Source organism: Rhizobium sp. PvP014 (genome assembly GCF_017876855.1).
Taxonomy (GTDB): Bacteria; Pseudomonadota; Alphaproteobacteria; order Rhizobiales; family Rhizobiaceae; genus Neorhizobium; species Neorhizobium soli.
This window is the reverse complement of the sequence record NZ_JAGIOT010000002.1, coordinates 2,577,496-2,590,566: the sequence shown is the minus strand read 5'-3', so window position 1 is coordinate 2,590,566 and position 13,071 is coordinate 2,577,496. Positions and strand designations below refer to the sequence as shown.

The following is a 13,071-nucleotide window of genomic DNA, read 5'->3' as shown; positions in this document are numbered from 1 at the left end:
AGGCGGGGAGCCTCTCCCGGATAATACGGCAGCTTAATTGTGAGCTGCTTGAAACGGAGGAGTTACTTATGAAAATTTTGAAACTCATGACCACGGTTGCAATTTTCGCAGGTGTCGCGCTCGCGTCGCCTGTGTTTGCTGCAGACAAGGGTCTCGTCGGCGTCGCGATGCCGACCAAGTCTTCTGCCCGCTGGATCGCCGATGGCGACAACATGGTCAAGGTTCTGAAAGAACGTGGCTATGACGTGGACCTTCAGTACGCTGAAGACGATATCCCGAACCAGCTGTCGCAGATTGAAAACATGGTCACCAAGGGTGCCAAGGTTCTCGTGATTGCATCGATCGACGGCACGACACTGTCCGACGTTCTGCAGCAGGCTGCCGATCAGAAGATCAAGGTCATTGCCTATGACCGCCTGATCCGCGAAACACCGAATGTCGACTATTACGCGACCTTCGACAACTTCCAGGTCGGCGTTCAGCAGGCAACCTCGCTGGTAAAGGGTCTCAAGGCCGATACCGAAAAGGGCCCGTTCAACATCGAACTGTTCGGCGGTTCGCCGGACGACAACAACGCCTTCTTCTTCTATAACGGTGCGATGAGCGTCCTTCAGCCGCTGATCGACAAGGGCACGCTCAAGGTCGGCTCCGGCCAGACCGGCATGGACAAGGTCGCGACCCTTCGTTGGGATCCGGCAACTGCCCAGTCTCGCATGGACGCCATCCTGTCCTCGACCTATTCCGACAAGAAGCTGAACGGCGTTCTGTCTCCCTATGACGGTATCTCGCTCGGCATCATCTCGTCGCTCAAGGGCGTAGGCTACGGTTCCGGCGACATGCCGATGCCGGTTGTCTCCGGTCAGGACGCGGAAGTGCCTTCGGTCAAGTCGATCATCGCCGGCGAACAGTATTCGACGATCTACAAGGACACGCGCGAACTTGCGAAGGTCACCGTGGACATGGTTGATGCCGCTATGAACGGCAAGGAACCTGCTGTCACCGACACCAAGACCTATGACAACGGCAAGAAGGTCGTTCCGTCCTACCTGCTGAAGCCAGTTGTCGTCGACAAGACGAACTGGAAGATCCTCGTAGACACTGGCTACTACCAGGAATCGCAGCTCAAGTAAGTCTCTGGCCGCGCGGCGCAAGCGTCGCGCGGCTTCCTATTCCAGGAGTTCTCATGCTTGATCCTGTATTGTCGGCGGATAAACCGCCTATTTTGGAAATGCGCGGCATTTCAAAAAGTTTTGGCGCCGTTAAGGCGCTTTCGGACGTGAGCTTTACCGTCAAGGAAGGCGAGATTCACGCCCTTGTCGGCGAAAACGGTGCCGGCAAGTCGACGCTGATGAAGGTGCTTTCGGGCGTGTACCCGCATGGTTCCTACGAAGGCTCGATCCTGTTCGACGGCGAGGAACGCCACTTCCGCGACATCAACGATTCCGAAAAGCTCGGTATCATCATCATTCACCAGGAGCTCGCGCTCATCCCGCTGATGTCGATTGCCGAGAACATCTTTCTCGCGAACGCGCCATCCAAGTACGGAGTGATCGACCGCGATGCTCGCTACATCCGCACGAAGGCCCTGCTCGCCAAGGTCGGTCTCGTTGCCGAGGTGCCCGAAACCCTCATCACCAACCTCGGTGTCGGCAAGCAGCAGCTGGTCGAGATCGCCAAGGCACTGTCCAAGGACGTGCGCCTGCTGATCCTCGACGAGCCGACCGCTTCGCTCAACGAAACCGACAGCGCAGCCCTGCTCGAACTCCTCAAGGAATTCCGCCGCAACGGCATTACCTCGATCATGATCAGCCATAAGCTGAACGAGATCTCGGAAGTTGCGGACCGCATCACCGTGCTGCGCGACGGTCGTACGGTCGGCACGCTCGACTGTCACGAAGGTCCGGTCGACGAGGACGAGATCGTCCGCCGCATGGTGGACCGCGATCTCGAAAGCCGTTACCCGAAGCGCGAGCCGAAGATCGGCGAGGTGATCTTCGAGGTCGACGACTGGTCCGTCCACCATCCGCAGCATTCGAACCGCAAGGTGGTCAAGAACGTGTCCATGAAGGTCCGGGCCGGCGAAGTCGTCGGCATCTCCGGCCTGATGGGGTCCGGCCGCACCGAGTTCGCGATGAGCGTGTTCGGTCGCGCCTATGGCCGCGATATTTCCGGCACCGTGAAGATCCATGGCAAGCCAGCGGATACCTCGGACGTGCACCGGGCGATCAAGGCGGGCCTTGCCTATGTCACCGAAGACCGCAAGCATCTCGGGCTGATCCTGTCTGAGGACATCCGCAAGAATGTCTCGCTCGCGCACCTGGGCGGCGTTTCGTCACGCGGCGTGATCGACGACATCCGCGAAATGAAGGTTGCCCAGGAATTCCGCGACCGTATGCGGATCCGCAGCCATAACGTCTACCAGGAAACCGGCAAGCTTTCCGGCGGCAACCAGCAAAAGGTCGTGCTGTCGAAATGGCTGTTCACCAACCCGGACATCCTGATCCTGGACGAACCCACACGCGGCATCGATGTCGGCGCCAAGTACGAAATCTATTCCATCATCAACGAACTTGCGGATGCCGGTAAGGCAGTCATCGTGATCTCGTCCGAAATGCCCGAGCTCATCGGCATCTGCGACAGGATCATGGTCATGCACGAGGGCGAATTTGTCGGCGAAGTCGCCGGCGAAGAGGCAACGCAGGAAAATATCATGCGCGCTATCATGCGCCGCAAGGGGAGATAATTATGAGCACTCCGCAGGAAGCAATTACCGCTCCCAAGGCGGCGACAGGTTTCTGGAAGGAAAATCTTCGTGACTACGGGATGCTGATCTCGCTGGTCGTGATCGTCATCTTCTTCCAGGTCGCAACGGGGGGCGTTCTGCTGAAGCCGCTCAACATCACCAACATCGTTCTCCAGAACAGCTATATCGTCATCATGGCGCTCGGCATGCTGATGGTGATCGTGACCGGCCACATCGACCTTTCGGTCGGTTCGGTCGCCGGTTTCGTCGGCGCGGTCGCGGCGATGCTGATGGTGCAGTACAGCTTCGACTTTGTCACGGCGAGCATCATCTGCCTCGTGCTCGGTGGCGTGATCGGCGCAATGCAGGGCTATTTCGTCGCCTATTTCAGGATTCCGTCCTTCATCGTGACGCTTGCCGGCATGCTGGTCTTCCGCGGGTTCATGATCGCGGTCCTTAGCGGCCGGTCGATCGGTCCCTTCGATCCGACCTTCCAGAAGTTGTCTTCCGGCTTCATCCCGGAACTGATCTCCTCGACGGGCGGCCTTTATCTGACGTCCTTCATCATCGGCCTGGTACTGGCCGCCCTGATGGTCTGGCAGAACTTCAGAAGCCGCGCACGGCGTGTCGAGCATGGCGTCGAATCCGAACCGATGGCTTTCTTCATCGGCAAGAACATCCTTGTCATGGCTGCCATCGGCTATGTCGCCTACCTGATCTCGTCGCACCGCGGCCTGCCCAACGTGCTGATCATCATGGCCGTGCTGATCGTCGCCTACGGCTTCTTCACCAACCGCACGATCATCGGACGGCAGATCTATGCGGTCGGTGGCAATGCCCGCGCAGCCGAGCTGTCCGGCATCAAGACCGTGCGTCTGGTGTTCTGGACCTTCGTCAACATGGGTGTGCTGGCAGCGCTAGGCGGCCTCGTCGTTTCCGCTCGCCTCAACAGCGCGACCCCGAAGGCAGGCACGGGCTTCGAGCTCGACGTCATCGCGGCCTGCTTCATCGGCGGCGCCTCGGCTTACGGCGGCGTTGGCAAGGTCACGGGTGCCGTCATCGGCGCCTTCCTGATGGGCGTGATGAACAACGGCATGTCGATCCTCGGCATCGGCATCGACTATCAGCAGGTCATCAAGGGTCTGGTTCTGCTCGGCGCCGTCTGCGTCGACGTCTACAACCAGCGCCGTTGAACCCTCATCACAGAGAGACAGCGAAAGGCGGGAGCTTCAGCTTCCGCCTTTTTTATTGCGACGCCGATGCGCTAAACCCTTATTGAAAGTAGGCGAGCGCCTACGTAATGAGGGCGGCAACACAGACATATTATTGCCGCGATCGGGTCGCCTTAGCTGCCCGGCTCGTTCGGGGAGAAATCCCCGGCAATGCTTCAACAACCGGCATGACCATTGATGTCCACAGATCAGCAGAAGACCGGCCTCCGCGAGACGTTTGAAAACTATCGCGGCTATCTCGTTCCCTTCATCATCCTCGTGGTCTTCGGCTTCACGACGTTTGCGATCTACGATCTGACTACCGAAGTCAGTTATGACGACGTGCTTGCAGCGCTTGCGGCCACGAAGGCATCGTCCATCCTTCTCGCGATCTTCTTCACCGCGCTGAGTTTTGTTGCCCTGACCGGATACGACCTCAACGCACTCTCCTATATCGGCAAGAAGCTGCCACCGGTGCCGGTCGCGATGACCGCGTTCAGCGCCTACGCGGTTGGCAACACAGCCGGGTTCGGTGCCTTGAGCGGCGGCGCGATCCGGTTTCGCGGTTACTCGCGGCTGGGCCTCAGCCCCGACGACATCGGCCGCGTGATCGCCTTTGTCACGCTCGCCTTCGGGATCGGCCTGCTAGGGGTGACTGCGATCGCATCGCTTGTCACGGCGCCTCGGATCGGCAGCCTGCTCGGCATCGGCGAGGGCTGGGTGCGCGGCATTGCGGTTGCGATCATCGTGGTGCTCTCAGCGCTTGTCGTTGCCGGCTGGAATGGCCGCGAAGTGGCGTTGGGCAGGCTGAAGCTGCGGCTTCCCGATACGAAAACCTCGTCGCAGCAGTTCCTGATCACGGCGCTCGATATCGCTGCCTCGGCGTCGGTTCTTTACGTGCTTCTGCCGCAGACGGATATCGGCTGGCCGTCGTTCCTGGCGATCTATGCCACGGCTGTCGGTGCTGGCGTTCTCAGCCACGTTCCGGCGGGGCTGGGCGTGTTCGAGACGATCATCGTTGCGGCGCTCGGAAGCACTGTCGATATCGATCAGGTTCTCGGCAGCCTTGTTCTCTACCGGGTTATCTATCACGTGCTGCCGCTTCTGGTCGCGACGCTGTTCGTGATCGGTATGGAGGTGCAGCAGCTTTCTAACCATCCGGTCGCCTCGACGCTGCGCAAGCTGGAATTCCGTCTGGCGCCCCTGCTGCTTGCCGCATTCGCGATGATCGCTGGTGCAATGCTGGTGTTTTCGGGCGTTACACCGACGCCGGATTCGGATCTCGATTTCCTCTATAACTATCTGCCGCTGCCGGTTGTCGAAGGTGCGCATTTTCTGTCAAGCATTCTCGGCATCGTTCTTTTTGCTTCGGCCCGCGGTGTGAGCCAGAGGCTCGACGGGGCGTGGTGGACGGCAACGGCTTGTTCCGCGCTGGCTTTGCTGCTCGCCTTCGTGCGTGCGGTCGCGGTGTTTGAAGCGATCTTTCTGGTCATTCTGCTCGCCGGCCTGTTGCTCAGCGCCCGGCAGTTCACCCGTCCGGCGTCACTCCTCCGGCAGGTGCTGACGCCTGCATGGGTCGTGGCGATGCTGGTGCTGGTGGCGGCAGCGATAACAGTTCTTCTGTTCGTCTATCGCGAGGTGGATTACAGCCGCGAGCTCTGGTGGCAGTTCGAGTTTTCGGCAGAAGCGCCGCGTGGGCTTCGCGCGATCCTGGGTGTGGCGATCGTTGCGGGCACGATCGCGATTGCCAGCCTGTTGCGCCCGGCTGCGACCCGCACGGCGCACTCCACGCCGGAGGAGCTGGAGCGGGCGATCTCGATCGTTCGGCAGCAGGACGTCGCGGACGCGAATGTCGTACGCATGGCCGACAAGCGGTTGATGTTTTCCGCAAACGGCAAGGCCTTCATCATGTACGGCATCCAGGGTCGTTCCTGGATCGCCTTGTTCGATCCGGTCGGCCCGGCGGAGGAAATCCCCGAACTGGTGTGGAGCTTCGTGGAAGAAGCGAGGGCTCAGGGCGGACGGGCCGTGTTCTACCAGATTTCGCCGGCACTTCTGCCTTACTGCGCCGATGCTGGCATGCGGGCCGTCAAGCTCGGAGAACTGGCGATCGTCGATCTGGAGCGCTTCGATCTCAAGGGAAGTCGTCTTGCGGGTCTGCGTCAGGCCGTCAACAAGGGGCTTCGCGAGGGGCTCGAATTCGACGTCATCGAGCAGCCGGATGTGATGAGTTCGATCGAGGATCTGCGCCGGGTGTCCGATACCTGGCTCGCCGCCCACGAGACACGCGAGAAGACGTTTTCGCTCGGTGCCTTCCAGGATGCCTATGTGGCATCCCAGCCGGTGGCGGTGCTGCGCACGCAGGGAAAGATCGTTGCCTTTGCGACGCTGTCGCTGACCGAAACGAAGCAGGAGGCAACCGTCGACCTGATGCGGTTTGCGCCGGATGCGCCCAGAGGCTCGATGGATTTCCTGTTCGTCCGCTGCATGGAATATCTACAGGCTGCCGGCTACAGGACCTTCAACCTCGGCATGGCGCCGCTTTCCGGCATGGCACAGAGGGAAGCCGCCCCTGTCTGGGACCGGATCGGCAGCGTGATCTTCGAACACGGCGAGCGGTTCTACAATTTCAAAGGCCTGAAGGCATTCAAAACCAAGTTTCACCCGCACTGGGAACCGCGCTATCTTGCGGTGGCAAGCGTCAGTCCTGCCATCGCCATGGTGGATGCGACGCTGCTGATCGGTGGGGGCTTGAGAGGAGTGGTCGGAAAATGATGATGCTGTCCCGAATTCTCGCCGTCGGCATTCTGCTGGCCGGCGCCGGTTTCGCCTCCGCCCAGCAGCCTGCTTCCGAGCAAACCGGTTCGCAGACGGATGACTACAAGACCGGCATGATCGTCTCGCCGCATATCACTCTGCCCGCCGACAAGAATCTGAAGGCGATGGTCTTCCTGATCTCGAAGGGCGCAGGCTGGGGTGCCGAGGAAGAGAGTCAAGCCAAGGCGCTTGTCGATCAGGGGGCGGCGGTGGTCGGTATCGATTATCCCTCCTACATCGCGTCGCTTGCCAAGGATGACGGCGATTGCATCTACATGGTTTCCGATATCGAAGACCTGTCGCAGCAGGTGCAGCGCCGGATCGGCAATGCCAGTTACCGGCATCCGATCATTGCCGGAATCAGGGATGGCGCGGCGCTTGCGCTCGGCATGATCGCGCAGAGCCCGTTTGCGACAATCTCGAAAGCCATCGCAGTCGATCCGACGGCCGGCATTCCGCTCGAAAAGGTTCTCTGCACCCCCGCGACCAAGGAAAAGGCTGGAGACCGGACGATCTACGGCTTTACCGATGGAAAGCTGCCGGCCGACGTGACGATCGGCTTGACCGATGCGGCCGATGCCGCCGGCAAGGACCACGCCAACAGCCTCAAGGCTGGATGGCCGGATCTTGAGCTTAAGGATGTATCCGCGCCTGCAACTGAAGCGCTCGCTGATCTTCTCGATACTGCGATTGAAGGCGACGGCAATAGCGATCAACTCGATCTGCCAGTAACGGTCCTGGAGACGAAACCGACACTCGACACGATGGCGGTTGTCTATTCCGGCGATGGCGGATGGCGTGATATCGACAGCGAGCTCGGCGGTTATCTGCAGGCCCAGGGTGTGCCTGTGGTCGGGGTGGATTCGCTGCGGTATTTCTGGAAGGAACGCACGCCGCAGGAAACGGCGGATGATCTCGTCAAGATCATCGACACGTACCGGCGCCAGTGGAACGTGAAAAACGTGGTGCTGATCGGCTATTCATTCGGAGCCGACATCCTGCCGGCGACCTTCAACGTCCTGCCGGCTGCGACCAAAGCGAGGGTGAAACAGATTTCGCTGCTGGCGCTGTCGAAAGAGGTCGATTTCGAGATTTCCGTTACCGGTTGGCTTGGTGTTGCCGGTGAGGGCAAGAACGGCGACAGCATTTCCGATATCGCCAAGATCGATCCGCATGTCGTGCAGTGCCTTTATGGTACCGACGAAGACGACGATCCTTGCCCGACGCTGAAACCGCAGGGTATCGAGACGGTCGGCATCGAAGGCGGACACCATTTCGATGAAGATTACGAGGGGCTTGGAAAGCTCATTCTTGAGAGCCTCCACAAGCGGCTGACCAAGTAGACGCCGTTTTCCCGCGAAGAAATCACACTCCCGTGAGCTGGTTCGTGAGTTGGGGCTTGATTTCTGCGGCTCCCAAGATAAATCTCAGCGCACCAGGACCGGGCCCCTCTGGCAGTTCGCAGGAACTGTGATGTCGGACTGGATTGTTCAACTTCAGGTGCCTGGTGTTTGTGGGGGTCGTCACTCGACCTTGACGGCAATCGAATGGATAGCGGTGAATTTCCGCCCGTAATTCGTCGCCCCTCTCCACGACATGGGTGCTCCGTATTGAAAGATCGGGTACCAAATGATGGAATTCTTTACGCCGGAGGCACTGTCCGCCCTCGCGCAAGTAATCATGATCGACCTTGTTCTGGCGGGTGACAACGCAATCGTCATCGGCCTCGCCGCCGCCGGACTGCCCAAGGATCAGCGCGCCAAGGCGATCCTGATCGGTATCATTGCCGCCACCGTGCTGCGTATCGGTTTTGCGCTTGCCACGACCCAGCTTCTGCAGATCGTCGGCCTGCTTCTTGCCGGTGGTGTCCTGCTTCTGTGGGTCTGCTGGAAGATGTGGCGCGAGCTGCGCACCCCGCACAGCCATGAGGACGATGCCGAAAATGTCGTCTCGAAGGCCGTCGAGGAAGGCGAGAACGCGTCCGTCAGCGGTGCGCCACGCAAGACCTTCGCCCAGGCTGCCTGGCAGATCGTCATCGCCGACGTTTCCATGTCGCTCGACAACGTTCTGGCCGTTGCCGGTGCCGCACACGAACATCCCGAAGTGCTGATCTTCGGCCTCATTCTTTCGATCGCCTTGATGGGTATCGCGGCAAGCTTCATCGCCCGCCTGCTCAACAAGCATCGCTGGATTGCCTATGTCGGTCTGGTCGTCATCCTCTACGTTTCGCTGGAGATGATCTACCGCGGCGTTCTGGAAGTCATGCCTTACATCAACGGCTGAGTGCACAAGACCCTGCGGCGGTTTTTCCGCCGCGGGGTCCCTCAGGCAAAGCGGGCGCGCAGTCGCGTCAGGCTGGCCTGAACGGGCTTTGAAAGCCCAATGATCGCCCGTCTCGCGGCAGGCTCAACTGTTCTTGCGATGATCATCGCGACAGCCAACAATCCCCCAATCAACAAAGCCAGAATGGCGAAGCGATTGTCCGACGTGCCGAAATTGGCAAAGGCGGCATAGCCGATATTCTGATGCAGAAGGTAAAGCGGATAGGTCAGCCCGCCGAGCGAGATCGCGAGCTCTCTCTTGATCGGCAGTGTCGGCGCGTAGATCGCGATCGTCACGGCCGCAAGCGCCAGCGGCCCCATCGCGGCCAGGCCCGCGGTATTTCTCCCGAAACCGTACAGGGAAATGAATTCCGGCTCCGTTATGAACGGTGCAGCAATGGCCCAGCCGGCTGCGAGGCTGAGCACTGCAAAGCTTGCCCGGGAGTTTTCCAGTCGCGTCCGAAACAGCGCCAATCCGAAGGCAAAATAGCCTGAATACTGGGTGATCAGCAGTTTCTGCAGCACGACGCTTTGCAGCGCTGTCTCGTTCAGCACCGAAATGGCAAGCCAGACCGTGACGATGAGACGCCAGTGCGACTTCAACAGGCCTGTTGCGAGAGCGACGAAGATCCAGCCGTAGAAGATGATCTCGTAGGCGATCGTCCAGTATGCTCCGTCGAGGAAGGGTTGGCCGAATACGCGCGACAGGATCACGAGATGGGCCAGCCATTGCCGCACCGTCGGGGCACTGAGCGCCGGGACCGGCCAGATCGACAGGACGACGGCGGTGATGGTGGCGCAGACGACGAATGTCGGCCAGAGCCTTGCAACCCGTCCAGCGGCAAAATCAAAGGCCAATCGACCTTCTGCCGACATCATGATGACGTAGCCGGAGATGGCAAAGAAGATCAGCAGGCCGATATCGAACCACTTGGCTATCGGCGCGAGCTCCGGAAAGCCGATCCCGGCGCCTTCTCCGGTGATCCGCATGCGAAAACCGTAGTGGAAGAACAGGACGAGCAGGGCCGAGACCAGCCGGAGCAGATCGAGGTTCAAGAGCCGCACAGGCTTTGCTTCCGTCATCACAGCCTCCCGGCAACCGCAACATCGCTACAGCGTATCGCGGCCGCGTTGGGAAAGCGTGAATGAGGCCGGCTGCTCTTGCCGCTTTACCGGAATGTGGCTCCCAGCCTCTATCGGGAAGTCCGTTCTCGTCTATAACCGATTGATCGCGGTTATCCGGAGCGGGGGGCTCATGACGGTTTTTCTTTGCAATGCCTGTAGCACATCCTATCCCGATCGTGCCGAACCACCCGCATCTTGCCCGATCTGCCTCGACGACCGGCAATATGTCCCGGCTTCCGGCCAGGCGTGGGTTTCCGCTGAAAAGCTTGCGCAGGGGCATGCCAATAGCTGGCTCGAACTCGAGCCTGGCCTCCTTTCCATCCGTACCGTTCCCGCGTTTGCTATCGGCCAGCGGGCGCTTCTGGTGCAGACACCGTCCGGAAACATTCTCTGGGATTGTATCGCGCTCCTCGACGACGCGACGAAGACGCTGGTCAAATCGCTGGGCGGGTTGAGCGCCATCGCGATCTCCCATCCGCACTATTACTCAACCATGCAAGATTGGGCCGAGGCCTTCGATTGCCCGATCTATATCCACGCTCTGGACAGCCAGTGGATCCAGCGTCCGTCCGATCACGTCCGCCTGTGGGACGAGGATGCGCTCGTCCTGTCTTCTTCCGCGACGCTTGTACATGCCGGCGGTCATTTCGCTGGCGGAACTGTGATGCACTGGACAGCGCCGGATGGAACAGGCGTGCTCTTGGCCGGTGACATTGTGCAGGTGACGCCGGGGGCCGACCGGGTTTCCTTTATGTGGAGCTATCCCAACATGATGCCGCTCAGCGCAGCTGAGGTGGCGGATGTCGCGGAACGGCTGGCGGCCTGGCCGTTCGAGCGGATCTACGGAGCCTTCGCCAAACAGGATATCCGCGGCAACGGCCAGGCGATCGTCGCGCGCTCGGCAAAAGACTATATCGCGCGGATTTCAGCCAGCGCAGGTTGACGCTCGTTCATCCATTCCGCGCTGGCTCTGATACCACCCAGCGGGAAGACGTGGATCTGCTCGATCAAGCTTTGCGGGTTGCGGGCCTTGTAGTCGGCGATTTCAGTCAGGAATTCGGTCGGCTCGTAGGGTACCAGGAGTTTGGAGATGTCCATGGCCCGCTTCTGGATGACGCTGATCGACGGGCCGACACCACAGGTGAGGGCGAATTTGATCAGCGTCTGAAGCTTGGTCGGTCCCGCGACGCCGAGATGGATCGGCATGCGGACGCCGGTTGCGGCGATGCGCTCCGCCCACAGGATCACCGGCCGCGAATCGAAGGCGAACTGGGTGACGATGGCAAGCTTCGCATCGGTGCTTTCGGAATAGATCTGCTTGAACTTCAAGGCTTCGTCGACAAGCTTTGTCGTGCCGTCGAGGTCGATATCCCTGTTGCCTTCGGGATGGCCGGCGACATGCAGGCGCTTGAAGTCGTGACGGTCGAAGATGCCGGTCTCGATCAGCTGCAGCGAACTGTTGAGAGCGCCAGCAGGACGCGACAGACCGCCGCCGAGGAGGAGCGCCTGGTCCACACCTGCCTCGTTGTGATATCGGCTTACCCAGTCGTCGAGCATGGCGCGGCTCTCGATGCTGCGGGCCGGAATGTGCGGCATGACCTCGAAGCCATCTTCACGCAGCCGTTTGGCCGTCTTCACCATATCGTCGATCGGTGTGCCATCGATATGGGCGATATAGACCCGGGTGTTTGCGGGCAGCAGCGTCGTGAAGTCGTCGATCTTGGCCGCGGTTCGCGGCATCACCTCGATCGAGTATCCCTCGACTAGGGACTTGAGCAAGGCGGGCTCCGGCGCTTTGTCCTGCTGCCTGCCTCTGAACAAGTTCAACAATGCCATGCCGCTACTCCCACCCTGCCACAATGACGCTCGCCGTTTTCCGGCGAGCTGGCAGAGGTTTCTTCTTGCATGACTTCTGATGCGAGAGATTTCTCTCTGCGTCAACTTCAAGCTCAATTCCGTGATAATGCCGACAGCTGCCGGCATTATCAGTGCATCTTAGGCGTTCAAGCGGCCGAGGCAGCCTTCTTCTTAGCAATACGAGCGCGGATCGATTCGACATCGGCGCGCGGCGTCGCCTTGAACAGGGTCTGGGTGTATTCGTGCTTCGGCGCGGAGAACACCTCTTCGCGGGTGCCGTATTCGACCGCCTCGCCGAAATACATTACCATCACCTCGTCGGCGATGTAGCGCACAACGGAAAGGTCGTGGCTGATGAAGACGTAGGTGAGGTTGAACTCGTCCTGCAGGTCGGCCAGCAGGTTCAGAACCTGTGCCTGAACAGAAAGATCGAGCGCCGAGACGGGTTCGTCCAGCACGAGAAGCTTCGGGTTCATCATCAGCGCACGGGCGATCGCGATGCGCTGGCGCTGGCCGCCGGAGAACATGTGCGGATAGCGGTTGTAGTGTTCAGGACCGAGGCCGACCTTGATCAGCATCTCGGTTGCGCGGTCGCGCCGCTCGGATGCCGGCATCGACGTGTTGATCGCCAGCGGTTCGCCGAGAACGTCGCCTATCTTCTGGCGCGGGTTGAGCGAGCCATAGGGGTTCTGGAACACGATCTGCACCTTCTGGCGCATTTCTGATGTCAGGTGGCCCGGACGCGTATCCATCTTCTGGCCGTCGATGATCAGTTCGCCGGCCGTCGGTTCGTCGATGAAGGTGATCATGCGGGCAAGCGTGGACTTGCCGCAGCCGCTTTCGCCGACGATTGCCAGCGTCTTGCCGCGTTCCAGCTTGAAGGAGACGCCCTTGACCGCATGGACGGTCTTTTTCGGCTTCATGAAGCCAGCCGGCAGTTCGTAGTCGCGCTTGATGTCGCGCACTTCCAGCATGATGTCGGTGTTGGTCATATCGG

The 13,071-nt window shown here is 60.0% G+C and carries 10 protein-coding genes; 7 read left to right on the top strand and 3 right to left on the bottom strand.

The genetic code is table 11. The annotated features are described in order from the left end of the window. Window positions 1-86: 86 nt before the first annotated feature. From chvE to J3A65_RS17060, 6 genes are all read left to right on the top strand, one after another. Complete coding sequence (chvE, locus tag J3A65_RS17085) at window positions 87-1,130, top strand: multiple monosaccharide ABC transporter substrate-binding protein (protein WP_245341700.1); 1,044 nt, start codon at window positions 87-89, stop codon at window positions 1,128-1,130. A gap of 53 nt (window positions 1,131-1,183) precedes the next feature. Further along, window positions 1,184-2,743, top strand: a complete 1,560-nt coding sequence (mmsA, locus tag J3A65_RS17080; RefSeq protein ID WP_113165639.1) for a multiple monosaccharide ABC transporter ATP-binding protein — start codon at window positions 1,184-1,186, stop codon at window positions 2,741-2,743. A 2-nt stretch (window positions 2,744-2,745) separates the two neighbouring features. Next, window positions 2,746-3,936: a multiple monosaccharide ABC transporter permease gene (gene mmsB / locus J3A65_RS17075; RefSeq protein WP_209902432.1), complete on the top strand. Its 1,191-nt coding sequence runs from the start codon at window positions 2,746-2,748 to the stop codon at window positions 3,934-3,936. 216 nt (window positions 3,937-4,152) lie between these two features. After that, window positions 4,153-6,729: a bifunctional lysylphosphatidylglycerol flippase/synthetase MprF gene (mprF, locus tag J3A65_RS17070; protein ID WP_209902430.1), complete on the top strand. Its 2,577-nt coding sequence runs from the start codon at window positions 4,153-4,155 to the stop codon at window positions 6,727-6,729. After that, complete coding sequence (locus J3A65_RS17065) at window positions 6,726-8,114, top strand: AcvB/VirJ family lysyl-phosphatidylglycerol hydrolase (protein WP_281064414.1); 1,389 nt, start codon at window positions 6,726-6,728, stop codon at window positions 8,112-8,114. The genes mprF and J3A65_RS17065 overlap by 4 nt, the downstream gene beginning before the upstream one ends. Window positions 8,115-8,400: 286 nt before the next feature. After that, complete coding sequence (locus tag J3A65_RS17060) at window positions 8,401-9,054, top strand: TerC family protein (protein ID WP_062462125.1); 654 nt, start codon at window positions 8,401-8,403, stop codon at window positions 9,052-9,054. Between the two features lie 41 nt (window positions 9,055-9,095). Here J3A65_RS17060 and J3A65_RS17055 read toward each other — a convergent pair whose 3' ends face one another. Continuing rightward, entirely contained in the window at window positions 9,096-10,175 is a 1,080-nt protein-coding gene (locus J3A65_RS17055) for an acyltransferase family protein (protein ID WP_209902428.1), read from the bottom strand. Window positions 10,176-10,347: 172 nt separating this feature from the next. Here J3A65_RS17055 and J3A65_RS17050 point away from each other — a divergent pair, with 172 nt between their 5' ends. Continuing rightward, the gene (locus tag J3A65_RS17050; RefSeq protein ID WP_062581532.1) at window positions 10,348-11,160 is read left to right on the top strand and encodes a hypothetical protein; all 813 of its coding nucleotides are present in this window, start codon (window positions 10,348-10,350) and stop codon (window positions 11,158-11,160) included. Here the strand turns inward: J3A65_RS17050 and J3A65_RS17045 are convergent. After that, complete coding sequence (locus J3A65_RS17045; protein ID WP_245341570.1) at window positions 11,127-11,996, bottom strand: methylenetetrahydrofolate reductase; 870 nt, start codon at window positions 11,994-11,996, stop codon at window positions 11,127-11,129. The genes J3A65_RS17050 and J3A65_RS17045 overlap by 34 nt on opposite strands. A 224-nt stretch (window positions 11,997-12,220) precedes the next feature. Then, window positions 12,221-13,066 carry a dipeptide ABC transporter ATP-binding protein gene (locus J3A65_RS17040; RefSeq protein WP_062462611.1) on the bottom strand — a complete coding sequence of 282 codons (846 nt, stop codon included), beginning with the start codon at window positions 13,064-13,066 and terminating at the stop codon, window positions 12,221-12,223. Window positions 13,067-13,071: the final 5 nt, after the last annotated feature.

Bases quoted from the DNA above. Each gene is read 5' to 3' on its own strand.
- J3A65_RS17055 (WP_209902428.1), bottom strand. From the start codon at position 10,175: ATGACGGAAGCAAAGCCTGTGCGGCTCTTGAACCTCGATCTGCTCCGG.
- mmsA (WP_113165639.1), top strand. From the start codon at position 1,184: ATGCTTGATCCTGTATTGTCGGCGGATAAACCGCCTATTTTGGAAATG.
- J3A65_RS17050 (WP_062581532.1), top strand. From the start codon at position 10,348: ATGACGGTTTTTCTTTGCAATGCCTGTAGCACATCCTATCCCGATCGT.
- mmsB (WP_209902432.1), top strand. From the start codon at position 2,746: ATGAGCACTCCGCAGGAAGCAATTACCGCTCCCAAGGCGGCGACAGGT.
- J3A65_RS17060 (WP_062462125.1), top strand. From the start codon at position 8,401: ATGATGGAATTCTTTACGCCGGAGGCACTGTCCGCCCTCGCGCAAGTA.
- J3A65_RS17040 (WP_062462611.1), bottom strand. From the start codon at position 13,066: ATGACCAACACCGACATCATGCTGGAAGTGCGCGACATCAAGCGCGAC.
- chvE (WP_245341700.1), top strand. From the start codon at position 87: ATGACCACGGTTGCAATTTTCGCAGGTGTCGCGCTCGCGTCGCCTGTG.
- mprF (WP_209902430.1), top strand. From the start codon at position 4,153: ATGTCCACAGATCAGCAGAAGACCGGCCTCCGCGAGACGTTTGAAAAC.
- J3A65_RS17065 (WP_281064414.1), top strand. From the start codon at position 6,726: ATGATGATGCTGTCCCGAATTCTCGCCGTCGGCATTCTGCTGGCCGGC.